Annotated in this window: 25 protein-coding genes; 14 read left to right on the forward strand and 11 right to left on the reverse strand. The window is 73.1% G+C overall.

Annotation, left to right across the window (positions count from 1 at the left end):
- Nucleotides 1-221 precede the first annotated feature (221 nt).
- Nucleotides 222-1,028, reverse strand: a complete 807-nt coding sequence (locus tag EV190_RS20370; RefSeq protein ID WP_133743207.1) for an SDR family oxidoreductase — start codon at nucleotides 1,026-1,028, stop codon at nucleotides 222-224.
- A gap of 123 nt (nucleotides 1,029-1,151) precedes the next feature.
- Here EV190_RS20370 and EV190_RS20375 point away from each other — a divergent pair, with 123 nt between their 5' ends.
- The 3 genes from EV190_RS20375 (at nucleotide 1,152) to EV190_RS23560 (ending at nucleotide 2,669) form a co-directional block, all read left to right on the forward strand.
- Complete coding sequence (locus EV190_RS20375) at nucleotides 1,152-1,697, forward strand: RNA polymerase sigma factor (protein ID WP_133743208.1); 546 nt, start codon at nucleotides 1,152-1,154, stop codon at nucleotides 1,695-1,697.
- A complete protein-coding gene (locus tag EV190_RS20380) occupies nucleotides 1,694-2,266 on the forward strand; it encodes a methylated-DNA--[protein]-cysteine S-methyltransferase (RefSeq protein ID WP_133743209.1) in 573 nt (190 codons plus the stop codon). The genes EV190_RS20375 and EV190_RS20380 overlap by 4 nt, the downstream gene beginning before the upstream one ends.
- A 259-nt stretch (nucleotides 2,267-2,525) precedes the next feature.
- A complete protein-coding gene (locus EV190_RS23560) occupies nucleotides 2,526-2,669 on the forward strand; it encodes a hypothetical protein (protein ID WP_166655517.1) in 144 nt (47 codons plus the stop codon).
- Between the two features lie 61 nt (nucleotides 2,670-2,730).
- On the opposite strand, the gene EV190_RS20385 is transcribed toward EV190_RS23560, so the two are convergent.
- Complete coding sequence (locus tag EV190_RS20385; protein ID WP_133743210.1) at nucleotides 2,731-3,348, reverse strand: TetR/AcrR family transcriptional regulator; 618 nt, start codon at nucleotides 3,346-3,348, stop codon at nucleotides 2,731-2,733.
- Nucleotides 3,349-3,550: 202 nt separating this feature from the next.
- Between EV190_RS20385 and EV190_RS20390 the strand changes: the two genes are divergently transcribed.
- The 3 genes from EV190_RS20390 to EV190_RS20400 all read left to right on the forward strand — a co-directional run bounded on the left by EV190_RS20390 (nucleotide 3,551) and on the right by EV190_RS20400 (nucleotide 6,475).
- Nucleotides 3,551-4,465, forward strand: a complete 915-nt coding sequence (locus EV190_RS20390; protein ID WP_279536629.1) for an oxidoreductase — start codon at nucleotides 3,551-3,553, stop codon at nucleotides 4,463-4,465.
- Between the two features lie 10 nt (nucleotides 4,466-4,475).
- Entirely contained in the window at nucleotides 4,476-4,997 is a 522-nt protein-coding gene (locus EV190_RS20395; RefSeq protein ID WP_133743211.1) for a nuclear transport factor 2 family protein, read from the forward strand.
- A 266-nt stretch (nucleotides 4,998-5,263) separates the two neighbouring features.
- A complete protein-coding gene (locus tag EV190_RS20400) occupies nucleotides 5,264-6,475 on the forward strand; it encodes a serine hydrolase domain-containing protein (protein WP_133743212.1) in 1,212 nt (403 codons plus the stop codon).
- Nucleotides 6,476-6,853: 378 nt separating this feature from the next.
- Here EV190_RS20400 and EV190_RS20405 read toward each other — a convergent pair whose 3' ends face one another.
- Complete coding sequence (locus EV190_RS20405; RefSeq protein ID WP_133743213.1) at nucleotides 6,854-7,639, reverse strand: MerR family transcriptional regulator; 786 nt, start codon at nucleotides 7,637-7,639, stop codon at nucleotides 6,854-6,856.
- 374 nt (nucleotides 7,640-8,013) lie between these two features.
- Here EV190_RS20405 and EV190_RS20410 point away from each other — a divergent pair, with 374 nt between their 5' ends.
- The 3 genes from EV190_RS20410 to EV190_RS20420 all read left to right on the forward strand — a co-directional run bounded on the left by EV190_RS20410 (nucleotide 8,014) and on the right by EV190_RS20420 (nucleotide 11,403).
- Entirely contained in the window at nucleotides 8,014-9,609 is a 1,596-nt protein-coding gene (locus EV190_RS20410; protein ID WP_133743214.1) for an alkaline phosphatase D family protein, read from the forward strand.
- 230 nt (nucleotides 9,610-9,839) lie between these two features.
- The gene (locus tag EV190_RS20415) at nucleotides 9,840-10,094 is read left to right on the forward strand and encodes a hypothetical protein (protein ID WP_133743215.1); all 255 of its coding nucleotides are present in this window, start codon (nucleotides 9,840-9,842) and stop codon (nucleotides 10,092-10,094) included.
- Between the two features lie 307 nt (nucleotides 10,095-10,401).
- Nucleotides 10,402-11,403, forward strand: a complete 1,002-nt coding sequence (locus EV190_RS20420) for a Gfo/Idh/MocA family protein (protein WP_133743216.1) — start codon at nucleotides 10,402-10,404, stop codon at nucleotides 11,401-11,403.
- A gap of 74 nt (nucleotides 11,404-11,477) precedes the next feature.
- Here EV190_RS20420 and EV190_RS20425 read toward each other — a convergent pair whose 3' ends face one another.
- On the reverse strand, nucleotides 11,478-12,143 hold the full coding sequence (locus tag EV190_RS20425) for a DUF998 domain-containing protein (protein ID WP_133743217.1): 666 nt from the start codon (nucleotides 12,141-12,143) through the stop codon (nucleotides 11,478-11,480).
- Nucleotides 12,144-12,282: 139 nt separating this feature from the next.
- Between EV190_RS20425 and EV190_RS20430 the strand changes: the two genes are divergently transcribed.
- Both EV190_RS20430 and EV190_RS20435 read left to right on the forward strand, forming a co-directional pair.
- Nucleotides 12,283-12,606 (forward strand): YciI family protein, encoded by a 324-nt coding sequence (locus EV190_RS20430; RefSeq protein ID WP_133743218.1) that lies wholly within the window; start codon nucleotides 12,283-12,285, stop codon nucleotides 12,604-12,606.
- A gap of 60 nt (nucleotides 12,607-12,666) precedes the next feature.
- A complete protein-coding gene (locus EV190_RS20435; RefSeq protein ID WP_133743219.1) occupies nucleotides 12,667-14,625 on the forward strand; it encodes a DUF6596 domain-containing protein in 1,959 nt (652 codons plus the stop codon).
- Here the strand turns inward: EV190_RS20435 and EV190_RS20440 are convergent.
- The 6 genes from EV190_RS20440 to EV190_RS20465 form a co-directional block, all read right to left on the reverse strand.
- A complete protein-coding gene (locus EV190_RS20440) occupies nucleotides 14,609-15,388 on the reverse strand; it encodes a class I SAM-dependent methyltransferase (RefSeq protein WP_133743220.1) in 780 nt (259 codons plus the stop codon). The genes EV190_RS20435 and EV190_RS20440 overlap by 17 nt on opposite strands.
- A gap of 390 nt (nucleotides 15,389-15,778) precedes the next feature.
- Complete coding sequence (locus tag EV190_RS20445; protein ID WP_133743221.1) at nucleotides 15,779-16,420, reverse strand: histone deacetylase; 642 nt, start codon at nucleotides 16,418-16,420, stop codon at nucleotides 15,779-15,781.
- Complete coding sequence (locus EV190_RS20450) at nucleotides 16,417-16,887, reverse strand: GNAT family N-acetyltransferase (protein WP_133743222.1); 471 nt, start codon at nucleotides 16,885-16,887, stop codon at nucleotides 16,417-16,419. Before EV190_RS20450 ends, EV190_RS20445 begins: the two co-directional genes overlap by 4 nt.
- Nucleotides 16,888-16,902: 15 nt before the next feature.
- Nucleotides 16,903-17,460, reverse strand: coding sequence for a GNAT family N-acetyltransferase (locus EV190_RS20455; protein WP_133743223.1), 558 nt, complete (start codon nucleotides 17,458-17,460; stop codon nucleotides 16,903-16,905).
- A 68-nt stretch (nucleotides 17,461-17,528) separates the two neighbouring features.
- Nucleotides 17,529-18,491 carry a TIGR03557 family F420-dependent LLM class oxidoreductase gene (locus EV190_RS20460; protein ID WP_133743224.1) on the reverse strand — a complete coding sequence of 321 codons (963 nt, stop codon included), beginning with the start codon at nucleotides 18,489-18,491 and terminating at the stop codon, nucleotides 17,529-17,531.
- Nucleotides 18,492-18,574: 83 nt separating this feature from the next.
- Nucleotides 18,575-19,141: a TIGR03086 family metal-binding protein gene (locus tag EV190_RS20465; RefSeq protein WP_133743225.1), complete on the reverse strand. Its 567-nt coding sequence runs from the start codon at nucleotides 19,139-19,141 to the stop codon at nucleotides 18,575-18,577.
- A gap of 154 nt (nucleotides 19,142-19,295) precedes the next feature.
- On the opposite strand from EV190_RS20465, the gene EV190_RS20470 reads away from it, so the two are divergent.
- The 3 genes from EV190_RS20470 to pabB all read left to right on the forward strand — a co-directional run bounded on the left by EV190_RS20470 (nucleotide 19,296) and on the right by pabB (nucleotide 24,060).
- Nucleotides 19,296-20,759, forward strand: coding sequence for a sugar porter family MFS transporter (locus tag EV190_RS20470; protein ID WP_133743226.1), 1,464 nt, complete (start codon nucleotides 19,296-19,298; stop codon nucleotides 20,757-20,759).
- Between the two features lie 113 nt (nucleotides 20,760-20,872).
- Entirely contained in the window at nucleotides 20,873-21,784 is a 912-nt protein-coding gene (locus EV190_RS20475) for a carbohydrate kinase family protein (protein WP_208113264.1), read from the forward strand.
- 140 nt (nucleotides 21,785-21,924) lie between these two features.
- Nucleotides 21,925-24,060 (forward strand): aminodeoxychorismate synthase component I, encoded by a 2,136-nt coding sequence (gene pabB / locus EV190_RS20480; RefSeq protein WP_133743227.1) that lies wholly within the window; start codon nucleotides 21,925-21,927, stop codon nucleotides 24,058-24,060.
- 220 nt (nucleotides 24,061-24,280) lie between these two features.
- On the opposite strand, the gene EV190_RS20485 is transcribed toward pabB, so the two are convergent.
- Entirely contained in the window at nucleotides 24,281-25,588 is a 1,308-nt protein-coding gene (locus tag EV190_RS20485) for a lytic polysaccharide monooxygenase (protein ID WP_133743228.1), read from the reverse strand.
- Between the last annotated feature and the right edge of the window lie 337 nt (nucleotides 25,589-25,925).

The following is a 25,925-nucleotide window of genomic DNA, read 5'->3' on the forward strand; positions in this document are numbered from 1 at the left end:
GGGGGGTTTTTGGGCCCCGGTTGTTTTTTTGGCGGGTGGGGGGGTTGGGGGCGGTGGGGGGGGGGGGCGGCCCCCACCCCCCACGACCGTCAACGGAACCCTCACGCAACGGACAGCATGGGCGCGGCCCCGACCGACACCCGCCGTCGCTGCCTGCCGTAACAGGTCCCGAGTAAACCCTGCTCCGACAGAGCCCCAATTACCCCCGCGCCGGAGCTTTCCTAGACCTGCTTGAGGAAGCCTCCGTCGACGACGACGTCGGTGCCGGTGGTGCTCCCCGAACGGGGGGACGCCAGCAGCACCACCACGTCGGCGACCTCCTGGGGGTCGACCAGGCGGCCGGTGGTGAGGCCCATCATCTCCGGCGCGACCTTGTCCAGCACCGCCTGCCGGTCGGCGCCGGTCTGGGCGGCGAGGATGTCGGCGGCGCCGCCCTCGTCGGTCCACCAGGGGGTGCGCACCGGACCGGGGGAGACCGTGTTCACCCGGACACCCCGCGGCCCGAACTCCTCCGACAGCGCCTTGGAGACGTTGCTCAGCGCCGCCTTCGCGGCGTTGTAGTCGACGTTCATCGGCGCGGGCCGGCGGGCGTTGCCCGAGGAGACGTTGACGACGGAGCCCCCGCCCCGCTCCAGCATCACGGGGATCGCCGCCCGGGCGGCGCGCACCGCCGAGAACAGGTTGAAGTCGAACATCTCGACCCAGTCGCGGTCCCCGGGGGTGAGGAACCCGAAGCGGGGCAGCGCAACCCCGGGCGGCGGTCCTCCGGCGTTGTTGACCAGGATGTCCACGCCGCCGAAGACTTCGACCGCGCGGGCGACGGCGCGGGCCGGGGCCTGCGGGTCCGTGAGGTCCTCGGCGGCGTGCACCAGGTCCGGTCCCGCGAGCGCGTCCAGTTCCGGGCCGCTGGTCCGGGAGACGGCCAGGACGCGCGCGCCCTCCTCCAGCAGGGTGCGGACGACCGCCAGGCCGATCCCCTTCGACGCTCCCGTGACGACGGCGGTGCGGCCGTCCAGTTGAAGGTCCATCTGTGTCTCTCCTCGTTCCGGTTCGACTGGTGTCCTGCGAAAGGGAAGAACACCGTCCCGCCGGTTCGGTTGCGCCCGGTCCCGGGTGCAACCGTTCGGGGGTGTCCGGGGTTGTAGAAGGGCGTGAGAGTCATCGAGGACGTCGACCAGTGGTTCGTGGAGCTGTACGACCAGCACCGGGGCCTGGTGTTCTCCGCGGCGCTGCGGCTCAGCGGCGCCCGCGGCGACGCCGAGGACCTCGCAGCCGAGGCGTTCCTGCGCGCCTACCGGGCCGCGTCCGGATACGGTGAGGAGCGTCGCGCGGCCCTGCGGACGCGGGCCTGGATCATGACGATCCTGATGAACGTGTGGCGCAACCACCTGCGCGCGGTGGCGCGCCGACCGCCGCCCGACCCGCTCGACGACGCCGCCGACCCCCCGGACGCGGCGGAGAGCGTGGAGCAGGCCGTGGAGCGGCAGGAGACCAGCGGCGAGCTGGCCGCACTGCTGCGGCGGCTGCCGGAGAACCAGCGGGAGGCGGTCGTGCTGCGACACGTCGGCGGGCTGTCCATCGGCGAGATCGCCGAGGCGCTCGGCGTCGCGGAGGGCACGGCCAAGTCCCACGTCTCCCGCGGCCTCAGCCGCCTGCGCGCACTCGCGGCAGGTCTCGACCAGGGAGGTTTCCGATGAACCGTGATCCCCGACCCGACCCGCTCATCGAGGGGCTGGCCGGTCTGGCCGACGACGCCCCGCCCCGCCTGCTCGACCGGATCGCGGCCCGCTGGGTGCGCGCCGACAGCCCCGTCGGGGCGGTGTTCGTCGCCTTCACCGACCGGGGCGTCGCCTACGTGCGCCGGGACGGCCCCGGGGTGGCCGAGGAGTTCCGGCGCCGCTTCGGCCGTCCCCTGCTGCGCGCGGACTCCCCGCCGGACGGCCTGGCGCCCGCCCTGCTCGGAGGCGGTACGGCGGCCCCGGAGGTCGCGGTGGACCTGAGAGGGCTCACCGGCTTCCAGGCCGACGTGCTGCGCGCCGCGCGCACCATCCCGCGAGGGCAGGTGCGCCCCTACGCGTGGGTCGCCGACCTGGTCGGCCGCCCCCGCGCGGTGCGCGCCGTGGGCACGGCGCTGGCCACCAACCCGGTTCCGCTGGTCATCCCCTGCCACCGGGTCACGCGCTCGGACGGCACGCTCGGCCAGTACATCTTCGGCGCCGACGCGAAGGCCGACCTGCTGCGGGAGGAGCGCGCCGCCGCGGGGTGAGCGCGGGTCAGGGCAGACGGACCAGGACCGGCACCTCCGGGCACAGCAGTGAGACCGCCAGGGGCGCCGACGGGACGAAGACGGGCCAGCGCCGCCCCGCCCGCCCGCCCGCCCGTCCCGGACCCAGGGGGCGTGCCGCCAGCGGTGGGCGCCGAGGACCGCGGCCATGGCGAGCAGGCCGCCGCCGCAGACCCACAGCGTCGGAGGAACCGGTCCCCGTTCGCCGACGCGCAGGGCGAGAAGCCACAGGGCCGCGCCCATGAGGAGGTGGGAGACGATCGCGAGGCGGTCCAGCGGGCGGGAGAAGCGGCCCCCGCCGGTGCGCGGTACCAGGGCGACGCTGCGGGCCCGCGACCGGGTCGAGATCGCCGCGTGGGCCTACCGCAGCGGAATCGCGGGCTGATCCGCGGGCTCCCGCCGGACGGCCTCGCCCCCGCTTTGGCGTGGGCCGGGTCCGCGAGCGACTACCGGACGCGTGGGCGGGCGCCCCGCAGGAAATGCTCGACCGCGGCCTCGACCAGCTCGTCGAGCTTCTCCGCGTCGACCATGCCGCCGTTGACCATCGTCGTGATACCTTGCACGGTCGCGTACAGAATGATCCCGATGCGCTCGGTGTCACCGCGTTCGAGCACGCCGTGCTCCTGTCCCTCCTTGATCAGCTCGACCATCTGCCCGAAGGCCGCCTCGGCCGCGTCGACGATCCGCGTCGCTCCCGGTCGGTGCTTGCCGGAGTTCATCAGCTCGAGCAACGCGGCGTTCTCGGTGGCGAAATGAGCGAAGGCCGACACGGCGTTGTGCACCCGCGCGGCGAACGAGTCCCCCGCTTCCGCCAGTGAGGTGCGCAGCGCGCCGCCCAACTGGACGAAGCCCGTCTCGGCCAGAGCGTCGAGGAGTGCCTGGCGGTCGGTGAAGTGCCGTCGCGGCGCGGCGTGACTCACACCGATCTCCCTGGCCAGGTCCCGGAGTGAGAGCTGGTCCGCTCCATGCTCGCGCAGATGGCGCGCGGCCGCCTCGAGGATCGCGCTGCGGAGGTTGCCGTGGTGGTAGGGGCGCTGCCCAGCGGGTTCGGTCACGCCCGCCATCCTAGGACGTGTCTCCTGGACCATTCCGGGGCTCGCGCCCGCCAGGACGATGCTCGCCGCACCGATTCACTCGAACGGCCAGACCGGGACGAACGTCGCGAATCGGCTTGCGAGCCCCGCCCCGGACGGCCGCTCGCCACCCCGAACCGATCCAGGAAACACACCCCGGTACACAATGTTTGCATTGACATCATTGTTTCCAATGGCTACATTCGAGGGCATGCCAGCATTCTCCGTCGCAGACGTCCCTTCCATGGCTGATCGCACCGTTGTCGTCACCGGCGCGAACAGCGGGATCGGGCGCGTCACCGCCCGCGTCCTCGCCGAACGGGGCGCGCGGGTCCTGCTCGCCGTCCGCGACCTCGAAAAGGGCCGCGCCGCCGCCGCGACGATGACCGGTGACGTCGAGGTCCGCGAGCTCGATCTCGCCGACCTGTCCTCGATCCGGACGTTCGCGCAGCAGCTCACCGAGCCCATCGACCTGCTCGTCAACAACGCCGGCCTGTCACTCCCGCCGATGTCCCGCACCGCCGACGGTTTCGAGCTGCAGTTCGGGACCAACCACCTCGGCCATTTCGCGCTCACCAACCTGCTCCTGCCGCAGATCCGGGAGAGGGTCGTCACGGTGGCCTCGCTCGCGCACCTGATCGGCTCGATCGACTTCGCCGACCTCAACTGGGAGCGAAAGCCCTACCGGGACTATCCCGCTTACGGGCAGTCCAAGCTCGCCAACCTTCTGTTCGCCTCGGAACTCCAACGGCGACTCGAAAGAACCGGTTCTTCGGTGATCTCGACGGCCGCGCATCCCGGGATCTCGGCCACCAACCTGATGAGGCCCGAAGGACAGAGCCTGGGTTTGCGGGCGAGCCAGGCGCTGATCGGTTTGTTCACGCAGAGCGCGGAACACGGCGCCCTGCCGACGCTCTACGCCGCCACGGCGGACGTTCCCGGCGACAGCTACGCCGGCCCTCGTCACCTCATGGGGCTCCGAGGCGCACCGAAGCTGGTCCGGCGCACGGCGAGGGCGCGTGACGCCGACGCCGCGCGCCGGCTGTGGGAGGCGTCCGAAGAACTCACCGGAGTGGCTTTTCCACTGAAGACCCCTCTTTCTGCCTAAGGAATGCCAGTTGACACGACCACACGAAACGCGACCGCACGACACCGAACTCAGGCGGCTGCTGGACCGAACCGAGATCAGCGACGTCCAGCTCCGCTACGCCACGGGAACCGATTCCCGTGACTGGAGGCTTTTCCGCACCTGCTTCACCGACGACGTCGAGATCGACTTCAGCGAGGGCTTCGGCCAACCGGTCATGCGCATGACGGCCGACGAGTGGGTCGCGGGTACCGCGCCACGGATGGAATCCTTCAAGGCCACACAGCACATGATCACGAACCACGTGATCACCTTCGACGGGGACGACCACGCCACGTGTGCGGCCTATGTGCGGGCGAGCCACCACCTGCCGAACAGCCTGGGCGACAGCGACCAGACGGTGTACGGGTACTACACGAACCGATTCACCCGGACCCCGAGCGGTTGGCGCATCGCCAAGGTGAAGCTGACGGCCTTGTGGATGACCGGGAACTTCGGCGTCTTCCGGTCCGCCCTCGCCGAAGGGGGCGCCCCGCCAGCCGACAGCGCCTGACCCGGGTCCCGCTGCCCGCCCCCGGGGCGGGCCGGGGCCGCGCGGAAAGGGTCGGTGGTTCCCTCTCCGGCGGCGGGGGCCGGACGGGACGCGGAGCGGAGGGCGGAGCCGACCGGTCGGTGATCGCGGCAGGGATTGACCTTGACCTGAGGTCAAGGTGAAAGCTTGCCGCACGGCCGCCTCGAAGGGGCCGACGGTCACCGGGGCCTTCCGCCCGGTTTTCGCGCCGTGCCCGACATCCGCGTATCGCAAGACAGGGAACGACCATGGGTGACTCCCTCCACACCATCGACGACAACGGCCAGGCGTCGCGGGTCTCCCCGCGCCCGTCAGCGGCGGCCACGCTGCTGTCCGCGGCGGCCGCGGGCAGCAGGGCCGAACCCGACGCCGCCGACGGGCGGGACCGCCCGGAGCTGCGGGAAGCCATCCAGGCGGTCGTCGACACCGGTTTCGCCGGAGCGCAGATGCGCGTGCACGATGAGCGGGGCGAGTGGGTCGGCAGTGCCGGGGTGCGCAAGCTGGGCGAGACCGCGGAACCGCACAGGAACGGGCTGTTCCGGGTGGCCAGCACCACCAAGACCTTTGTCGCGACCCTGGTGCTGCAACTGGTGGCCGAGGGCCGGATCGGGCTGGACGACACGGTGGCCGGCCACCTGACGCGGTTCGGTCTGGACCGTCGGGTCACGGTGCGCATGCTCCTGCAGCACACCAGCGGGGTGCACAACTTCACCGGCGAGCCCGGCCCCGACGGAGTGCACGGGCAGGGGCTGCCCGCGTGGGGCAAGGAGTGGGTGGACACCCGGCTGCGCGCCTACCGGCCGGAGGAGCTCGTGGAGTTCGCGCTGTCCAAGCCGGCGCGGTTCGAGCCGGGGACGGCCTTCTCCTACTCCAACACCAACTACGTGCTGGCCGCGCTGCTGGTCGGGGAGCTCACCGGCCGCCCCTACGGCGAGGAGATGCGGCGGCGGATCCTGGAGCCGCTCGGCCTGCGCGACACGGTGGTCCCGGGCGCCCGCCTGGAGATCCCCGGGCCACACGCCCACGGCTACTACCGATATGAGGACGCCGGCGAGTGGAAGGTGGTCGACGTCACCCGCCAGAACCCCTCCCTGCTGCACGGCGCCGGCGAGATGATCTCGACCACCCGGGACCTCCACATGTTCTTCTCCACCCTGCTGGGCGGAGGGCTCCTGCCGGCCCCGCTACTGGCCGAGATGCTCACGCCGGACCCCACGATCGGCTACGGCCTGGGCCTGTTCGTCCAGGAACTGGGCTCGGACTGCGGCGGCGGCACCATCGTCCACCACAACGGCGGCTCCCCGGGCGGCTACGGGACGCTGATGATCAGCACGCCCGACGGCAGGAGGACCCTGACCGCCTCGCTGACCACCGGGGACGCCGAGATGGACCCGGTGGCGGAGTTCCCGCAGGTGCTGGAGGGCCTCATCAAGGCGGTGTTCTGCGAGGGCAGGCCGTGAGCTGAAGGGTCGAGCCGGTTCGGTCGTCACTATGGGGCTCCGTCGCGGGGGTGATCCGGGCGCGGGTGCTTCGGGTGGGTCGTTCGGCCTCGTGCCACGCGGATCGCGAGGTGACGGCGGGCGGCGACGGCGGGGGCGGGTCGGGGCCGCGCCCACGACGTCCGTTTCGCGTGGTTTCCGTTGGTGATCTTGCTGTTTCCCCCCGAGAACCTTGACTTCGGGGGGAAACAGCAAGATCACCGGACATTCGAGGGCGGTTCCGCCCCCACCCGGAATGATCTTGGGCTTTCCGCCCTTCCCGGCCCCGAAACGGGCAGAAAGCCCACGACCGTCAACAAAACCACCGGTGCCCGAATTCACCCCCGAGTCGGAGACTCTCTAGTGCGGGATGTCGACGCCCGCCGCGCGCAGGTTCGCCTCGACCAGCGTGTCCAACCGGATGACGGCCGGCGCCTGCTCCATCCCGTGCTGGTTGACCATGCCGTACCGCAGGACGGCGTCGGGCCGGTTCCGGAACCCGGTCGGCGGCGTCAGCAGCGCGCGGTCGGCCAGCAGCTTGTCGGCCAGCGCGGACGCCAGGTCATCGATGCGCGGGTCGTCCGGCTCCCAGGAAGCCGCCTCCCACCCGAACTTGATCAGCTCGACGTACTCGGGGTCGCCGAACCACTGTTCGAACCGGGCCAGCAGGCTGTCGAAGAGCTCCGGAACCAGCGCCCGGGTCAACACCAGGCCCTCGCGCTGGATGGCGACGTAGTCGGGGCCGAAGCCGAGGCCGGGGAGCCGGTCCAGGAACGCGCAGGCCCGGTCGGGCAGCAGGAACCGGTCGCCGTGGGCGAGCCGGTCGAGCGTGTCGCGGCGTGCGGTCAGTTCCTCGATCCGGTCGGTGAGCTGACGGTGGACGTCGTCGAGGGCCGCGGCGAACCGCTCGGGGGAGGCGTCGAGCAGGTCGCCGATCCCGGCCAGCGGCACACCGGCCTTGGCCAGGGTGCGGACCTGGACCAGTCGCAGCAGATCGGCCGACCCGTAGCGCCGGTAGCCGGAGCCGTCCCGCTCGGGCTCCCGGAGCAGGCCGAGCCGGTGATAGTGCCGCACGGTCTTGATCGTCACGTCGGCGAAGGCCGCCGCCTGGCCGATCGTGACGCCGCCGGTCGTCTTTCCCCTCATCCGCTCAGCCGGCTTCCGGGTCGCGGGCGGTGGCGTGTGGGCCGGGGGGCACGGGGATCGAAGCAGTCATGTGACCAGGATGCCCCGCCTCCGAGGGGCAGGGGCGTGGGAGGGCCTTCCACGGGACCGGCGGCCACGCCGGGGCCCGCACACCACGGGTCCCTGCCCCCGCGGACCGGCGAACGCGGGACGGCCCGGAGCGGGCGACGGGTAGGCCGCCGACAGGCCGGAGGGCGTTCTCGGAGCAGACCCAAGTGGTTGCGAACAGTAACCAAAGGTTCACTCAAAAGCGGGCGAGGGCTTGGGTCATCGACAGCCGTCCCCCAGAGCATGCGGAGGTGAACCTGCCCCCATCCCGTGCAACGGAGGGTTAGATGGCCCGCTCCACCTCCTCACGCCCCTCGCCGACCCGCCGCCGGTTCCTCGGGATCGGCACGGCCTCGGCCGCGGCCGTCGCGCTGGGTACCGGCCTGTTCTCCGCCGAACCGGCCCGGGCCGGGAACACCGTCTCCGGCTACCCCTTCGCCCTCGGCGTCGCCTCCGGTGAACCACGCCACAACGGCGTGGTGCTGTGGACCCGGCTGGCCCCCGAACCGCTCGCCCCCGACGGCCGGGGCGGCATGGACGACCGCGAGGTCACCGTCTACTACCAGGTCGCCACCGACGAGGACTTCCGCCGCGTGGTGCGCGAGGGAAGCGCCACGGCCTCGCCCGAACTCGCGCACTCGGTGCATCCGGAGGTGTCCGGGCTGCGGCCCGACCGCGAGTACTTCTACCGCTTCGGCGCGCTGGGCGAGATCAGCCCGGTGGGGCGCACCCGCACCGCCCCGCCGCCCGGAAGCCTGCCCTCCCGGCTCGAGTTCGGCTTCGTCTCCTGCCAGAACTGGAACGACGGCCACTACACCGCCTACCGCCACCTTGCCGACGAGGACCTGGCGGTCGTGCTGCACCTGGGCGACTACATCTACGAGAACCCCGCCAACGGCGGGATCCGCCAGGTGGAGGTCCCCGACCACCTCAAGGCCGAGACCGTGACGCTCGAGCAGTACCGGAGCAGGTACTCGCTCTACAAGACGGATCCGGACCTGCGGGCCGCGCACGAGCGGTTCCCCTGGATCGTGACCCCCGACGACCACGAGGTGGACAACAACTGGGCGGGGGAGTTCTCCCAGGACGCGGGTGTCACCCCCGAGCGGTTCCTGCGCCGCCGGGCGGCCGCGTTCCAGGCGTACTACGAGAACCTCCCGTTGCGCCGCGACTCCATGCCGATCGGCCCGAACATGAGCCTGCACCGCAGGCTTCCCTGGGGGCGACTCGCGGACTTCACCATGCTCGACACCCGCCAGTACCGCGACGACCAGGCGTGCGGCGACGGCCTCACCGCCACCTGCGAGGACCGGTTCGCCCCCGGCCGCTCCGTCCTGGGGGAGGCCCAGCGCGACTGGCTGGTGGAGGGCTTCGCCAACTCCCCGGCGCGCTGGCACGTGCTGGGCAACCAGATGCCGATGCTGCAGACCGACGTGGACTCCGGGCCGGACACGCGGGTGTGGATGGACGCCTGGGACGGGTACGTGGCCGAGCGCGACGAGGTGCTCGCCGCGGCCGTGCGGGAGGGGGTGCGCAACCTGGTGGTCCTCACCGGCGACCGGCACCAGAACTACGCCGCCGACCTCAAGGCCGACTACACCGACCCCGACTCGGCGACGGTGGGCACCGAGTTCGTGGGGACCTCGATCAGCAGCAGCCGGGACGGCCAGGACCTGGGCCCCCAGGGGGAGGAGATGCTGGCGGCCAACCCGCACCTGAGGTTCGTGAACGAGCAGCGCGGCTACGTGCGCTGCACGGTCACCCCCCGGCGGTGGGAGACCGACTTCCGGGTGCTCCCCTATGTGACGCGGCCGGACGCGCCCGTGTCCACCCGGGCGAGCCTCCTCGTCGAGGACGGCCGCCCGGGGGTGCTGACCGACTGACCGCGGGCCCCGGGGCGGTCCCATGTCAGGGGCGTGAGCGGATGGCCTCGGCGCGCCCCGGCGGAGCCGCGCCCTGGCCGGACGCGGTCACCGCCCTGTCGCAGAGGCTCTTCGGGTATGTAGCGTGTTCCCTTCTCGGAGGAACAGGTCGGAGTGCTTCTGGCCACCGGTGGGGGGCGGCCACGGCAACCGCAGTGGGAAAGGGCGGCAGTGTGGGAAAACCGGAACTTGTGACGGACCCCGACAGGCCCGACTGCTTTCTGGTGGTCGACCGCGCCGCCGGCGTCCTGATCGGCGAGGTTGTTCTCAGCGACGTCTGGCCCGGCAAGTGGCGCGCCTCGGTCAACCACCCCGGCATGGTCGAGGCTTACGTGCGGGTCCGCCCCTCGGGTGAGGACCTCGTCGACCTTCCCCAAGTAGGCACCGAGACCTTCGGCAGCCCCTACGACGCCATGGCGGCCGTCGAACGCCACCGCGCGCTGTAGGGCATCCCCGACATTCCAGGTGTCCAGTGGCGGCCTTCCCCCGGCACCGGCCGGGCCGTGGCCACGCCGCCCCAGTGCTGGAACCCGACGGTCTTGAGCTTTCTTCCTGTTCCGGGGAGTGGAAGGGCGGAAAGCCCCTGATCATCCCGAGCGGGTCGGAACCGGCCCCTGAACCGCCGCGCCACGGACTCCCGGCGGGGACGCGCGGACCTCCGGCCCCGCCCGCCGTCGCCACCGCCCCGAAGGCCCCCTCCGGGGGAGAGGAGGGACGTAGACCGAACTTAACCGCTTCAGTAAAGTGTCGGCCATGACAACTGACATCGGTGGACCGCGGTGGGGCGTGCTGGGGACCGGCGGGATCGCGGGCGCCTTCCTCAAGGGGCTGGGCGCGGTCGAGGGCGCGCGCGTCACGGCGGTCGGCTCGCGCAGCGACGCCTCGGCCGCCCGCTTCGCCGACGCCTGGGGCATCCCCAACCGGCACGGCAGCCTCCAGGGCCTGGCCGGGGACCCCGAGGTGGACGTCGTCTACGTCGCGACCCCGCATCCCGCCCACGTCGAGGGCGCCCTCGCGTGCCTGGAGGCCGGCAAGCACGTGCTGTGCGAGAAGCCGCTGGCCATGAACACCCGCGAGGCCGCCTCGATGATCGACGCGGCCCGGCGCAACGAGCGCTTCCTCATGGAGGCCATGTGGACCCGGTTCGCCCCCGCGGCCCGCGAGATCGACCGACTCCTGGCCGACGGCGCGATCGGCGAGCTCCGGCTGCTCAACGCCGACTTCGGCAACGCGGTCCCCTACGACCCCCGGAGCCGCATGTGGGCGCCCGAACTGGGCGGCGGGGCGCTCCTCGACCTGGGCGTGTACCCGGTGGCGCTGGCCTCGCACTTCCTCGGCGAGCTGACCGTCGTGGGCGCGACCGGCCGCCTGGCCCCCAACGGGGTGGTGGACGCGCAGAGCGCCGTGATCGTCGAGGGCGACAAGGGCACGACGGGGCTGCTGTCCTGCTCGCTGGACGCGCCGCTGCCCAACCGGGTCGCCCTGGCCGGGACGCGCGGGCGGATCGAACTGGACCGCTGGTGGTGTCCCACCGACTTCGTCCTGTACCGCGACGGCCGCGAGCCCGAGGCGTTCGCCTTCCCGCACCGCGCCAACGGCTACGAGCACGAGGCCGAGGAGGTGGCCCGGTGCGTCGCGGCGGGCGAGCTCCAGAGCCCGCTTATGCCGTGGGACGAGAGCCTGCGCGTCATGCGCGTCCTGGACGAGGTCCGCGACCGCCTGGGCGTGGTCTACCCGGCCGACACCGAGGGCTGAGGGCGCGCGGCCGGGCCCCGTCGCGGGGCCCGGCCGTCGCGTTCGCCTTCCCGGCGGGGGTTCCGCCCGGTGGCTCAGGCGTCGCGGCGGTATCGGGCGGCGACCCAGGACACCCACAGCATGGCGGTGACGGCGCCGACGGCCAGGGTCAGGGAACCGGCCGCACCGCCGGTCATCGCCCAGCCGTTGCCGACCAGCAGGGCGGTCCCGGCGACGCGGGAGGCGGCGGCGCGGCCGCGGTCCCCGGCGCGGCCGAAGTGGCGGCCCAGGACGTAGCAGGCGGCGATCAGGGCGGTGAAGGCGACCGACCCGGCGGCCATGTGCCCGTAGCTGTGCCAGGTGAGCGCCTCGGGCATCCCGTAGGGGGTGCCGACGGGGAAGCCGTTGGCCGGGTCCATCACGAATACTCCTGCGGCCATCATGCCGATGCCGTTGACCAGGACAAGTCGCGGCGCCCACGTGCCGCCGGGGGAGCCGCCCAGGGCCCGGCGCAGGCCGACCGACCCGGCGACGGTCAGGGCCCCGGCGACCAGGAAGTTGGCGATCTGCAGCCAGCCCAGGGAGCCGTTGCTCAGCGCGCTCAGCGGGTGGTGGGTCAGGTCGAAGCCCTCGCGGGTGGCGGCCTGGGCCAGGGAGACGACCGTCCACAGGGGGCCCGCCACGGCGGCGCAGGCCAGCAGGGAGCGGGTGGCGGCCGGGGCGCGGGACGCGGTGGCGGCGGGGATCTGGACGGCGGTCATGGCCGGTGTCCTCTCTGTCGGGTGCTTCGGTGCTCACCCCCACGTCGTCCCGGCGATGTGGCAGGGAATGCCCGCGTTCCCTGCCACATGCGCTCGTTCGACGCGTAGCCGAGCACACCGAGACAGAGGAGAGGAACCCATGCGCTACCTGATGACCACCAATGCCTCCGGCTCCGAGCCCGACGAGACCCTGTACGCCGAGATGGGCAGGTTCGTCGAGGAGCTGACCGCGTCGGGCGTCCTGCTGGCCACCGGCGGCCTCGAACCGGGCGGGGTCCGCGTGACGTCCTCCGGCGAGGAGATCACGGTGACGGACGGGCCGTTCGCCGAGGCCAAGGAGGCCGTGGCGGGCTTCGCGCTGGTCGAGGTCCGCTCCCGGGAGGAGGCGCTCGAGGTGGCCCGCCGCTTCCGCAGGATCGTCGGCGACGGCGAGAGCGTGCTCCAGCAGGTCTTCGGCTCCTGATCCCGTCGGCGGCACCGCCCCGGGTTGCGCGCGGCCCCGGGCGGTGCTGTCATCGTGCCCGTGACGGACACCCACCGTACGGTCGACGCGGTCTGGAAACTCGAGTCGGCCAGGATCATCGCCGGACTCACCCGAATGGTGCGCGACGTGGGCCTCGCCGAGGAGATCGCCCAGGACGCGCTCGTCGCCGCGCTGGAGCAGTGGCCGGAATCGGGCGTCCCGAACAACCCCGGCGCCTGGCTGACGGCCGTCGCCAAGCGCCGCGCCGTCGACCACGTCCGGCGGTCCCGGCGCCTGGAGCGCAAGCACGAGCAGCTCGCCCACGACCTGGAGCGCGGGCAGGAGGAGGAGTCCGCTCCGGACGACGTCCTTCGGCTGATGTTCGTCACCTGCCACCCGGTGCTGGAGACCCGGGCCCGGATCGCGCTGACGCTCCGCCTGGTCTGCGGTCTGACGACCGGGGAGATCGCGCGGGCGTTCCTCACCGACGAGCCGGGGGTCGCCCGGCTCGTCGCCGGGGCGAAGCGGACGCTGGCCGAGAAGCGGATCCCGTTCGACCTCCCGGACGGCCCGGAGCTGGCCGAGCGCCTGTCGTCGGTGCTCGAGGTCGTCTACCTGGTCTTCAACGAGGGGTACTCGGCGACGTCCGGGGACGACCTGACACGGCCGGGGCTCTGCCTGGAGGCGCTGCGGCTGGGGCGGCTGCTGGCCGAGCTGGCGCCACGCGAGGCCGAGGCGCACGGGCTGGTCGCGCTGATGGAGCTGCACGCGTCCCGCGCCGCCGCGCGGACCGGTCCCGGAGGCGAGCTCGTCCAGCTGCACGAGCAGAACCGGGGTCGCTGGGACCAGCTGCTCGTCCGCCGGGGCTTCACCGCGATGCTGCGCGCCCGGGAGGCCGGCGGCCCGCCCGGCCCGTACGTACTGCAGGCGGCGATCGCCGCCTGCCACGCGCGGGCGCGGACCTCCGAGGACACCGACTGGGAACAGATCGCGTCCCTGTACGAGGCGCTGGTCCGGCTGCTGCCGACGCCGATCGTGCGGCTCAACCGGGCCGTGGCGATCGGGATGGCGCGCGGACCACGGGCGGGACTCGCCCTGGTCGACGCCCTGGCCGCCGATCCCGCCCTGCGCGACTACCACCTCCTTCCGGGGGTGCGGGGCGACCTCCTGGAGCGGTCGGGACGGCACGAGGAGGCGCGGCTGGAGTTCGAGCGGGCCGCGTCCCTCACCGGGAACTCCGCCGAGCGGGCCTTCCTGCGCCGCCGCGCGGACGGGATCGCCGCCACCGGAGCGCGGGGGGCCACCCTCGGGCAGGCCGTCCGGGACTTCCTGGGACGGGACGACCTCGACCCGGAGACGCTCCGCTCCTACGGCCAGACCCTGCGGCGCCTCCGCCGGTCCCTGGGGGACCGGGCGCCACTGGCCTCCCTGACCGCCGACCAGGTGACGGGGGTGTTCGCGGCGTCCTGGGAGGGGGTCGCGGCCAGGACGTGGAACCGGCACCGGTCGGCCGTCCGGTCGTTCGGCGCCTGGGCGTCCCTGGAGCACCTCGCGGCGGGGATCGACCGGCGCGCCGAGACGCGGGCCCCGACGCGGGAGGTCGACCCGGCCCTGCTGGAGGCGCTCTGGAGCCGCCGCGACCTGCCGCTGCGCGAACGGACCCTGTGGCGGCTCCTGAACGAGTCGGCGGCCGGGGTGGGCGCCGTCCTGTCCCTGAACGTCGAGGACCTGGACCTGGACGACCGCCGGGCCCGCGCGGGCGGTACCTGGGTGGGGTGGCGCTCCCAGACCGCCCGGCTCCTCCCTCTGCTGGTGGCGGACCGGACCCGGGGGCCGCTGTTCCTCGCCGACCGCAGGCCCGGCCCGGGCCGGATGCCGGCGGCGGCCGACCTGTGCCCCGAGACGGGGCGCGGCCGCCTGTCCTACACGCGGGCGGAGTACCTCTTCAAGCAGGCCACCAGGTCCCTGGACCCGTCGGGCGCCGGCTACACCCTCCGCCAGCTCAGGCCCCGTTCCTGACCGCGCCCTGCGGCCGGGGCTTGACCGCCGTCACCCGCAGCCGCCGGTAGCCCGCCCACCAGGAGCCGTCCCGGTGCAGGACCGGGCGCAGCCGCTCGGAGAGTTCGGCCAGGAAGGCGCCGGGGTCGTCGACCCCCGCCAGCAGGTGCGCGCCGAACATGCGCACCCAGTCGGCCAGGCCGTCCGGGGCGGTCAGCTCGGTGGGCCGGTCGAACAGCCACGCCGCGCGCACCTCGAACCCGGCGTCCTCCAGAACCCGCGTGTACTGGGCGATCGAGGGGAAGTACCAGGGCGAGGCGGCCTCGGGCAGTCCGTGCCCGGCGCGCAGCGCCCCGGCCCCCGAGTCGATGGCGGCGATGTTGCCCGCCCCGCCGAGTTCGGCCACGAGCCGCCCCCCGGGGCGCAGTGCGGCGAAGAGCCCGGCGGCGGCGCGGTCCGCCTCGGGTACCCAGTGCAGGACGGCGTTGCTGAGGACGGCGTCGAACTCCTCGCGGAACGGCAGTTCGCGCAGGTCGGCGACCGAGACGTCGATCCCGGGGAAGCGGGCCGCGGCCCGCGCGACCATCTCCGGGCTGGCGTCCACCCCGACCGCGTCGGCACCGGCCCCGGCCAGTGCCGCCACGTGGTCCCCGGTCCCGCACCCGGCGTCCAGGACCCGCTCGCCGGGCCGGGCGTCCAGCAGGTCGATGAGCGCGTCGCCGTATCCGGCGACGAAGGCGTGGCGGGTGTCGTACAACTCGGCGTCCCAGATCTGCGAGGTCATGGCCCGACAGTAACAATTCGTCTCAGAATACAAAACTTGAATCTTGAATTCTGAGACAAAAGGAAGGGGTCCCGCTCCCTGCCGACGGACCGGTCGGCCGTGTCGCTTCTCGGGGTTCCGGCGGCCCTCGCCCCACCGGGACGGGCGGACGCGTGCCGGGCTTCCGGGCCGCGCCCACGACGTCCGTTTCGTGAGGGTTCCGTTGACGGTCGTGGGCTTTCCGCCCTTCCCGACCCCGAAACGGGCAGAAAGCCCACGACCGTCAACAAAACCACCGGTGCCCGAATTCACCCCCCGCGCCGGCGACTCCCTAGCCGTCGTTCGCCACCAGCGGGAAGCGCGGGTCGACGATGTGCAGGTGCGCGTCGAACACGCGCCGCCCGCCCGGGATCATGCCGGGCGTTCCGCGTCGTCGAGCAGGACGGCGATCGCCGAGGGCGTCCACGTCCCGCGCGCGCCGGGGCGCTCGGCCAGGTAGGCGGCGATCCGCCCGACCTCCCAGCCGTGGGCGTCCCGCAGCCCCGGACCGATCGTGCCCAGGTAGGCGGGGCTCGGCGGGACCGGCGCGACCGCCGACATCGGCCAGTGCGCGGTGAACCCCAGCATGGGGAGACCGTCAAGGGACCCCATTCCCACCAGCGTCTCGTAGCGGCCCTCGCCCAACCGGTGGCGGCCCTCGCGCAGGACCGTCGACAGGTCCAGGTCGGCGCCCGGTTCCCGGTACATCTCCTGCGCGGCGATGTCGCCGAACTGGGCCGCGGTGACCAGGTACGCGCGGGCGGGGGCGGCGCCGGGCAGCTCCGGGTCGTACACCGCCAGCCCGCCGCCCCACATGGGCGAGGCCAGCGCGAAGTACACCCCGCCCCGGATCCACACCGCGCGTCGGGCGCGGGGCGGCGCGCCGTCCCGGCACCCGGGGTTGACGCGCGTGCCGCCGGGCGGACGGCCGCCCGCGATGTAGTGGTCCAGCCGACGCGCGGCCATGTTCGCGCCGTAGCCGACGTACCAGACGAGGTCCGGACGTGTCGTCATGCCGCCGAGGCCGTCAGGGTCCGCTCGAAGCAGACGCTCCGCTCGCGGTCCGCGTAGTGGCCGAACCGCTCGATCCGGTGGTAGCCGCACCTCTCGTAGAGCCGTACCGACGCGGGCCGCCCCGACCCGGTCTCCAGGCGCATGCGGGTCGCGCCGCGCCTGACCGCGGCCTCCTCCAGCGCCCGCAGCAGCACCTCGCCGATCCGGCGGCCGCGCCAGGCCGACGTGACGTACACGCGCTCGACCTCGTAGGTGGTCTCGTCCAGCCTGCGCAGCCCCGCGCACCCCACCGCGACGGCCGTCTCCGCGTCGCGGGCGAGGAGGAAGAGGTCGACGTCCGCGGCCGGGGGACCGGGATCGCGGGCGGGGTCCGCGCCGCAGCACTCGACGGCCTCGGACTCCTGCTCCCGGCGCAGCCTGACGCCGACCGGATCGTCCCAGCTCGCGGTTTCTAAGATCACTCCCACCCGCAGCAGGCTACGCTAACGAGCGGCGTGCTCGCGGTCGGTCAGCCGGTACAGCATGTGCGGGGCGAGCGGGTCGTCGGAGGGCAGCGCCGGGTGCGTGAAGTCGTCCGCGGGGTCGCGGTGCATGCCCAGCCGCTCCATGACCCTCTGGTGGCGCCGGTTGCCGTGGGGCGCTATGCCGACGATCTCGTCCAGGCCGGCCCGGGTGAACCCGAACGTCAGCGCGGCTCTGCCCGCCTCGGTCGCGTACCCCTTGCCCCACTCCTTGCGCGCCAGCCGCCAGCCCACCTCCACCTCGGGGGTGAACGGGGCGGTGAAGGCGACGTTGGACAGCCCGGCCAGTCCGATGAACCCGCCGCCGTCCAGGGCCTCCAGCGCCCACAACCCGAAACCGTAGATCTCGAAGGAGAGCTCGAAGCGGTCGATCATGTCGTCGCTCTCCTGGCGGTTCCGGGTCGCCAGGAACTCCATCACCTCGGGGTCGGCGTTCAGGACCGCGAACGGTTCGCGGTCCTCGTCCCGCCAGCGCCGCATCAGCAGCCGTTCGGTGCGCAACTCCGGTGGATCGCCCATAACCGAAAGGCTAGCCGCCGGACCCGTCCGGCGACAGTGCCACGCCGGACCGGTCTCCGGACGGCCCCTCAGCCGCCGTTCTTCACCGCGGGCAGGATCTCGGCGGCGTAGAACTCGAAGAACCCGTCCTGGTCGCGGCCGACCTGGCCGACGTACACCTCGTCGATGCCCGCCTCGACGTACTCCGAGATCGCGGTGAGGTGCTCGTTCGGGTCGGGGCCGCACGGCATCCGCTCCCCGATCATCTCGGGTGTGATCAACTCGGCGAGCTGGGCGAAGTGCCGCGGCAGCGGCAGCAGCTGCGCGGCCTCCCCGGGGATCGCGTCGTTGGGCCACTGCTCGCTGGCGTAGCGCCGGGCCTCGTCCCGGTCGGGGCCCCAGCAGACCTTCAGACCGCCCTGGACCGGCTTGCCCGCGCCGCCGCTCTCGCGGAACACCCCGATCGTGTCGGGATCGGGGCCCATGGTCACCAGGCCGTCGCCGATCCGCCCCGCCAGGCGGGCGGCCTTCTCCCCGAACGCCGAGACGAACACCCGGGGCGGTTCCTCGGGCAGCGTGTACAGCCGCGCGTTGTCGACCTGGTAGTAGGAGCCGTCGTGGGTGACCAGCCGTCCCGTCCACAGCTCGCGCATGATCGCGACGGACTCCTCCAGCATGTCCCGCCGCTCGGAGGCGGGCGGCCAGCGGTCGCCCACCACGTGCTCGTTGAGCGCCTCTCCGGTGCCCACTCCGAGCGTGAACCCGCCCCTGACCTGCGTCGCGGCGGTCGCGGCGGCCTGCGCCGTGATCGCCGGGTGGATCCGCATGATGGGGCAGGTCACGGCGGTGGAGACCGGCAGCGACACGGCCTCGCTGATCGCGCCGACGACCGACCAGACGAACGGGCTGTGCCCCTGCCCGTCCAGCCACGGATGGTAGTGGTCGGAGATCCACAGAGCCTCGAACCCGGCCTCCTCGGCCATGCGGGCCTGGCGGACGAGTTCGCGGGGCCCGTGCTCCTCGGCGGCCAGGAAGTATCCGAATCGCGTCATCAGCGCCTCCAAGAGAACCGGTGGTCCTGTCGGCGGATCCGCTAACCGCGCCGGGCCGTCCTAACCCCCGGTCCCGGACGCCCTCACACCCGTCGGCCGGACAGGGCCAGCAGCCGGGTCTGCGCGTCCGCGTCGTCGGCGACGGGAACGGGCCCGCCGAACAGCGGGCTCGAGCCGAAGAGGTCCCTCCGGGCGAGCGCCCACTCCAGGACCGGTTCGGTGAGTTCGGGCGGGAGCTTCTCGTCCTCCCCGACCGCGCGGGCCAGGTCCCACGTGTGCACGGCCAGGTCGAAGGTCATCTCCCTCAGGTACGCCTCGGCCGGGGTGTCGCCGTAGGACAGGTGCACGGTCCGCTCCAGGGAGTCGGGGTGCAGCCAGGCGGTGCGCGCCTCCCTGGCCGCGATCTCCCAGGTGGCCAGGGGCTCCTCGCCGAGCCGGTCGCCCCCGAAGCGCCCCCCGGCCTCCTCGATGGTGCCGCCCGCCAGCAGGTGCGGGACCCACAGCTGCTCGGCCACCAGGTGGTTGACGAGGTCGTGCACGTCCCACCGGTCGCACGGCGTGGGCAGCGCCCACTGGTCGAGCCGCACCGCGCGCACCCGCCGGTCGAATTCGGTCATCGCCTGTCCGTGCAGTTCCAAGAGGTTCGCCATCCCGCGCTCTCCGTCCGTGTCGCCACCGGTCACCGCAAGACCGTCTACCCACTGGCGCGGGCGCTCCACGTGTAAACGCCGGTTTTTCCGGCTAGAGGCCGAACGCGCGGCCGCGCCGGTGCAGGGACGGCCGCGCCCGACGACAACGGAACGAATGGGACCCGGGCGCGGTGTCCGGGTCCGGCGAGGAGCGGTGGTGGCGAAGTCCGACGCGGCGGGGGCCGGAGGCGGGGAGGACCTGAACATCGTCCACGTGGCGATGATCGCGGGGGCAGCCGCGATGGGCGGGTTCCTCTTCGGCTACGACAGCGCCGTCATCAACGGCGCGGTGAGCTCCATCGAGGAGCACTTCCGGGTGAGTCCGAGCGTCACCGGGTTCACGGTGGCGGCCGCGCTCCTGGGATCGGCGCTGGGCGCCGCGCTCGCGGGGGGCATGGCCGACCGCCTGGGGCGGATCAGGGTCATGCAGATCGCGGCCGTCCTGTTCGCCGTCAGCGCCGTCGGGTCGGCGCTGCCCTTCACCGTCTGGGACCTGGCGGGATGGCGGGTGGTGGGCGGCGTGGCGATCGGCATCGCCTCGGTGATCGCCCCCACCTACATCGCCGAGGTGTCCCCGCCCGCGTTCCGCGGGCGGCTCGCCTCCCTCCAGCAGCTGGCGATCGTCCTGGGCATCGCGATGTCCCAGCTGGTCAACTACGCGCTGGCCTCGGGCGCGGGAGGCAGCGGGATGGGGGACCTCGGTCCGCTCATGGCATGGCAGTGGATGCTGGGGGTGGAGGTGCTGCCCGCGATCGTCTACTTCCTGCTCTCGCTGGTGATCCCGGAGTCCCCGCGCCACCTGGTGCGCGTGGGCAGGATCGACCGGGCCCGCCGGGTGCTGCGGGAGGTCGAGGGCGGCACTTCCGAGGACGTGGAGCAGCGGGTCCGCGAGATCCGCGAGGCGCTCGGCTCCGAGGTCAAACCCCGGCTGAGCGATCTGCGCGGCCGGTACGGGCTGCTGGGGATCGTGTGGGTCGGCATGGCGCTGTCCGCGTTCCAGCAGCTGGTCGGCATCAACGTGATCTTCTACTACTCCTCCTCGCTGTGGCAGTCGGTGGGCATCGCCGAGACCGACTCGCTGCTGCTGTCGCTGTTCACCTCGATCGTCAACATCCTCGGCACCTTCGTCGCGATCGCCCTGGTGGACCGGATCGGCCGCAAGCCGCTGCTGCTGGTCGGCTCGGCGGGCATGGCCGTGGCGCTGGGGGTGACCTCGTTCGCGTTCAGCCACGCCACCGTCGTGGACGGCCAGGCCGAGCTGTCATCGGGGTGGGCTCTGGTGGCGCTGGTCTCGGCCAGCACGTTCGTGCTGTTCTTCGCCCTGTCCTGGGGCGTGGTCACGTGGGTGCTGCTGGGCGAGATGTTCCCGCTGCGCGTCCGCGCCGCCGCGATGGCGGTGGCCACGGCCACCCAGTGGATCGCGAACTGGCTGATCACCATCACGTTCCCGCCCCTGAGCGACTGGAACCTGCCGCTGACCTACCTGGTCTACACGGCCTTCGCGGCGCTGTCCTTCCTGTTCGTGGCCAGGTACATCAGGGAGACGAAGGGGAAGACCCTGGAGTCGATGCAGGCGTGAGCCCGGGGGCGGGAGCCTCCCCGGAGAACCCGGCCGGTTCCCGCCCCCCCGCCCGCCCCGCCGTGTGATCATGGGTGCGGTCCGGTACGCGACAGGAGCAGGGAGGCGGGACCGTGGCCCCACAGCACACGGAGTACGACGTCGTGGTGGTCGGAGGCAGCGGGGTGGACACCGTCGTCCGCGTCGGCTCCCTGCCGGTCCCGCTCGCCGACTCGGTCCCTGTCGGCCCGATCGAGGAGTGGCCCGGCCACACCGGGGGGAACGTGGCCCTCGGCACCCGGGCGCTGGGGCTGAGGACCGCCCTGCTCGACTTCATCGGCGACGACTGGACCGGCTCCCGGGTGCGGGAGCGGATGGCCGAGGGGGACGTGGAGTTCGCCCCGGTGACCTCCCCGGCGGGCACCCGCCGCGCGGTGAACCTGGTGGACGCGGCCGGCCGCCGGATGTCCTTCTACGACGCCCGCGACCCGGCCGGGCTGCGGATGCCCCGGGACCACTACCTGCCCTGGTTGGGGAGCGCCCGCCACGTCCACCTGTCCATCATGGACTTCGCGCGCTTCCTCTACGACGACATCGAGGACCTCGGCGTCCCCGTGTCCACCGACCTGCACGACTGGGACGGGCGGGCCGACCACCACCGGGAGTTCGCCCTGCGCTCCGACCTCGTCTTCCTCAGCGCGGCGGGCGTGGGCGGGGACGTCCACGCCCTGATGCGGGAGATCCTCGAGAAGGGCCGCGCGGAGACGGTGGTCGCCACGGCGGGGGCGGAGGGCTCCTCCCTGCTCACCCGGGAGGACGGCGGCTCCCCGGTCCACGTCCCGGCGGCCGTCCCGCCCGCGCCCGTGGTCGACTCCAACGGCGCGGGCGACGCGTTCGTCAGCGGCTTCCTCTACGGCAGGCTCGCCGGCCGGGACCCGGTGGAGTGCGCCCGCCTGGGCGCGTTGGCGGGCGCCCACGCCTGCACCGCCCCGGGCTCGACCTCCCTCATCTCCCGGGAGGCCCTGCTGGAGCCGGACCGGGGCTAGCGGAGCGCTCCTCCCCGCCGGTCTTGGCCCTTCCGGGGTCTCGGACGTGGTCGAGAGCCCGGAAGGGCCGGGACCGGCGGGGAGGAGCGGCCGGCGGCGTACCCTGGAGCGTCCGGGTTCGCGGGAGTTGGGGGTGCGCCGTGCGGGTGCTCGTCGTGGACAACCACGACTCCTACACCTACAACCTCTTCCAGTTGATCGCCGGGGTCCTGGGCGAGGAGCCGGTGGTGGTGGCCAACGACGCGCCCGAGTGGGACTCCCTCGATCCCGAGCGGTTCGACGCCGTGGTGGTCTCGCCCGGTCCCGGAACCCCGCTGCGCGCGCGGGATGTCGGGCACGTTCCGAGGGTGCTGGCCACGGGGGTGCCGGTGCTGGGGGTGTGCCTGGGCCACCAGGCCATCGCGCACGCGGCCGGCGGCGAGGTCGCCGCGGCGCCCGTCCCCCGGCACGGCCACCTGACCCGGGTGCGGCACGACGGGTCAGGGCTCTTCGCGGGCGTACCGCAGGACTTCACCGCCGTGCGCTACCACTCGCTGCGGGTGCCCGAACCCCTGCCCGCGGACCTGAGGGCCACCGCGTGGGCCGAGGACGGCGTGGTCATGGCGCTGGAGCACCGGGAGCTGCCGCGCTGGGGGGTGCAGTTCCACCCCGAGTCCGTCGCGAGCGAGCACGGCCGCGCCCTCGTGCGCAACTTCGCCGACCTCGCCGCGGGGAGCCGGGCCGTCGTGGTCCGCCCCCGCCGGAAGGTGTCCGAAACCCCGCGCGGCGCCGTCGGCGCGAAGGCGACCGAAACCCCCACGCCCGCGCGAGGCCCCGAACCCTCCCCCTCCGACCTGGGAAAACGCCAGGCCCCGAAGACCGAAACCCGTGCACGCGCCTCGCGTCCGCAACCCGGGGCCCTGCGGTTTCGGGTGCTGGAGCGCGAGGTGGACGCCGAATCGGCCTTCCTCTCCCTGTACGGCGACCGCGAGTACGCGTTCTGGCTGGACAGCAGCCGCGTCGGCGGCACCGCGCGGTTCTCCTTCCTCGGCGACGCCGACGGCCCGCACGGGGAGGTGCTCACCTACCGGGTGGGCGAGGGAGCGGTGCGCGTGCGCGCCGCCGACGGCGCCCGTTCCAGCGAGCCGGGCACCGTCTTCGACGCGCTCGCCGCGCGCGTCGACCCGGCGCCCACCGCCCACCCCGACCTGCCCTTCGACTTCGCCGGCGGCTACGTCGGCTACTTCGGGTACGAGCTCAAGGCCGACTGCGGCGGCGCGGCGGCGCACCGCTCGGCCACCCCCGACGCCGTGTGGCTGCGCTGCGACCGCTTCGTGGCGGTCGACCACACGGCGCACCGCACCTACCTGGTCTGCGCGGACGGGGACCCCGACTGGCTGGAGCGCACCGCGCACGCGCTGGCGGAGGCGCGCCCGCTCCCGGCCCCCGCCGCCCCGGCGGGGTCCGCGCCCGACCCCGCACCCCACCTGGAGCGCTCGCGCGCGTCCTACCTGTCGGCCGTCAAGGAGTGCCTGGGCGAGCTGGCGGCGGGGGAGAGCTACGAGATCTGCCTGACCGACCGCGCCCGCCTCCCCGCCCCCGCTGACGAGACGGCCTTCTACCGGCGGCTGCGCCGCAGCGGGCCCGCCCCCTACGCGGCGCTGCTGAAGCTGGGCGCCACCACCGTGCACAGCGCCTCCCCCGAGCGCTTCCTGCGGGTGGACCGCGACGGCGTGGCGGAGAGCCGCCCGATCAAGGGCACCGCGCCGCGCCACCCCGACCCGGTCCGGGACGCCCTGCTCCGCGACGAGCTGCGCACCAGCGCCAAGACGCGCGCGGAGAACCTGATGATCGTCGACCTGCTCCGCAACGACCTGGGCCGGGTGTGCGAGGTCGGCAGCGTCGAGGTCCCCTCGTTCATGTACACCGAGTCCTACGCCACGGTGCACCAGCTGGTCTCCACCGTGCGGGGGCGGCTCCGCCCGGGCGTCTCGGCGGTGGAGGCGGTGCGGGCGTGCTTCCCCGGCGGTTCGATGACCGGCGCGCCGAAGCCGCGCACCATGGAGATCCTGGACCGGCTGGAGCCCGGCGCCCGCGGCGTCTACTCGGGCGCGCTGGGGTACCTGTCGCACTCGGGGACGGCCGATCTGAGCATCGTGATCCGTACCGCCGTCAGCCACGGGGGAGTGCTGACAGCGGGGGCGGGCGGCGCGATCGTGCTCGATTCGGACCCTGAGCAGGAGTACGCGGAGATGCTGCTCAAGGCCGCTGTCCCGCTGCGCGCTCTGGACCGCTGACGGCAGGTTCGGACGGCCGGCCGAAATGGGGGGCACGCCCGGCCGTCCGAACCTCCCGTCAGCGGTCCGGCGCGCCGGACCGCGCGCCGGACCGCTCCCGGGCGGTGGGGGCGGGAGGGGGAACCCGTCCCCACCGCGTTCTCTCCGGGGCCGCGGTCAGGTCGTGTCCCCGGGTCCGTTTCGGGCGCTCACCCGCCCGAAGCGGACCCGGAGGCCCTTCCTAGGCCACGGAGCAGGGGCTGCCGTTGAGTGTGAAGCCCTCCGGGGTCCCGGGCCCCGAGGGGGCGTCGGCGTTGAAGCCGAACTCGACGGAGCCGTGGTGCGGGATGACCGCGTTCCAGGAGGCGTTGGAGACCGTCACGGTGGTGCCGGACTGCACGAGCGTGGAGTTCCAGCTCTGGGTGGCGGTCTCACCGTTGGTGAAGTCCCACTCCAGTTCCCAGCCGTTGACGGCCTCGTGGCCTCCGTTGTAGACGCTCACCTGCGCGGTGAACCCGCCGTGCCAGGGATCGGGGGTGGCGTAGTCGACCTCGCAGGAGGTCTGGGGCGCGCCGCCGGAGTTGAAGGTGAGGGTCGGCGACGGCGGCGACGTGTTCCCGGCGGCGTCGCGCGCGACGACGTGGACGCCGTACTCGGTGTCGGGTGTCAGGCCGCTGAGGGTGGCGCTGGTGTTGGGGGTGGTGGCCAGCGTCTCGCCGGTGTCCGTGTCGTGGACGGTGTACCCGGTGACGCCGACGTCGTCGTCGGCCGCAGGCCAGCTGATCCGGGCCGAGGTGCCGTTCAGGGTGCCGGCCTCGGGGGTGCCGGGCGCGGTCGGGGCCGTGGTGTCGCCGGGGTCGGGGTTCGTGCCGCCGTCGTCGTCGAAGACCACGTCGGAGCAGTTGTAGAAGGCCTCGGGGCTGTCCGAGCGCTGCCAGATGGAGTAGATGACGTGCCGGCCGCTCTTGTCGGGCAGTGTGGCGTCCCAGTGGTACTCCGCGCCCTCGGGGCCTCCCGAGCGCAGCGGCGGGTCGGTCACCTGGTCGAACGGGGCGGATTCGAGGTCGTCCCAGCCCAGCGGGCTGTCGGGGTCCCAGCCGTCCTTGGTGACGTACTGGTACCAGGTGCCGGGGTGCGGCGCCCAGGCGTTGTACTGGAAGGTGATCTGGCTCCGGGGCCGCAGGGTGGTGGTGGGCCAGTCCTCGCCGGGGGCGTTGAAGGCGCTGAAGTTCGCGGTCGGCCCGCACAGCTCGCCGTCGGGGATGATCTCGCGGTGGCGGCCGCCCGCGTCGCTGATGAGGTTGCCGAACCAGTTGTAGAAGGGGTAGTTGCCGTTCTCCGCGAGCGCGTTCTGGCAGGCGGGGTTGGTCGGCACGATGTTGCCGCCGTTGCCGCCCTCGATGCCGTTCACGTAGCAGGCGTAGGTGCGGGTGGCGGGGAAGGTGAGCCCGCCGTGCGCCGCGGCGGGCGCCGCCGGGACCACGACGGCGAGCGTCGCCGCCAGTCCGGCGAGCGCGCCGAGTCCGGCGAGCCGGCTTCTCGTTTTCACCGTGGGACTCCTTTGTGCCTCTGGAGTGGGGGGTGGTCGCCGTGGCCGTGGTGGGGGCGGGCCACGGCGACCGGGGACCGTCGAGGAGCGGTCCGGCGCATCACCTCCCGTGGGGCGGGAAGCGCTCCCCAGGGATGGATGCGGAAGGTTTTGGGAGCGCTCCCAGGGTGGATTGACACCCAAATAGTGATACAGATCACTTATCGTGTCAACAGACCGTCACGCGTACGTGACTCGCGGGCAACTCCGGAGTGGTTTCGCCCCGACCGGAACCCGCAGTTCAGGCCGCACCGGCCGACCGCGCCGCGTCGGCCGAGAAACTGACGGAACCGGTCGG

It is taken from the genome of Actinorugispora endophytica (assembly GCF_004363075.1).
Lineage (GTDB): Bacteria > Actinomycetota > Actinomycetes > Streptosporangiales > Streptosporangiaceae > Actinorugispora > Actinorugispora endophytica.

Excerpts from the sequence above, each read along its gene's own strand:
- EV190_RS20370 (WP_133743207.1), bottom strand. The coding sequence starts at position 1,028 with ATGGACCTTCAACTGGACGGCCGCACCGCCGTCGTCACGGGAGCGTCG.
- EV190_RS20380 (WP_133743209.1), top strand. The coding sequence starts at position 1,694 with ATGAACCGTGATCCCCGACCCGACCCGCTCATCGAGGGGCTGGCCGGT.
- EV190_RS23560 (WP_166655517.1), top strand. The coding sequence starts at position 2,526 with ATGAGGAGGTGGGAGACGATCGCGAGGCGGTCCAGCGGGCGGGAGAAG.
- EV190_RS20385 (WP_133743210.1), bottom strand. The coding sequence starts at position 3,348 with ATGGCGGGCGTGACCGAACCCGCTGGGCAGCGCCCCTACCACCACGGC.
- EV190_RS20390 (WP_279536629.1), top strand. The coding sequence starts at position 3,551 with ATGGCTACATTCGAGGGCATGCCAGCATTCTCCGTCGCAGACGTCCCT.
- EV190_RS20400 (WP_133743212.1), top strand. The coding sequence starts at position 5,264 with ATGGGTGACTCCCTCCACACCATCGACGACAACGGCCAGGCGTCGCGG.
- EV190_RS20405 (WP_133743213.1), bottom strand. The coding sequence starts at position 7,639 with ATGAGGGGAAAGACGACCGGCGGCGTCACGATCGGCCAGGCGGCGGCC.
- EV190_RS20410 (WP_133743214.1), top strand. The coding sequence starts at position 8,014 with ATGGCCCGCTCCACCTCCTCACGCCCCTCGCCGACCCGCCGCCGGTTC.
- EV190_RS20420 (WP_133743216.1), top strand. The coding sequence starts at position 10,402 with ATGACAACTGACATCGGTGGACCGCGGTGGGGCGTGCTGGGGACCGGC.
- EV190_RS20425 (WP_133743217.1), bottom strand. The coding sequence starts at position 12,143 with ATGACCGCCGTCCAGATCCCCGCCGCCACCGCGTCCCGCGCCCCGGCC.
- EV190_RS20430 (WP_133743218.1), top strand. The coding sequence starts at position 12,283 with ATGCGCTACCTGATGACCACCAATGCCTCCGGCTCCGAGCCCGACGAG.
- EV190_RS20440 (WP_133743220.1), bottom strand. The coding sequence starts at position 15,388 with ATGACCTCGCAGATCTGGGACGCCGAGTTGTACGACACCCGCCACGCC.
- EV190_RS20445 (WP_133743221.1), bottom strand. The coding sequence starts at position 16,420 with ATGACGACACGTCCGGACCTCGTCTGGTACGTCGGCTACGGCGCGAAC.
- EV190_RS20455 (WP_133743223.1), bottom strand. The coding sequence starts at position 17,460 with ATGGGCGATCCACCGGAGTTGCGCACCGAACGGCTGCTGATGCGGCGC.
- EV190_RS20460 (WP_133743224.1), bottom strand. The coding sequence starts at position 18,491 with ATGACGCGATTCGGATACTTCCTGGCCGCCGAGGAGCACGGGCCCCGC.
- EV190_RS20465 (WP_133743225.1), bottom strand. The coding sequence starts at position 19,141 with ATGGCGAACCTCTTGGAACTGCACGGACAGGCGATGACCGAATTCGAC.
- EV190_RS20470 (WP_133743226.1), top strand. The coding sequence starts at position 19,296 with ATGGGACCCGGGCGCGGTGTCCGGGTCCGGCGAGGAGCGGTGGTGGCG.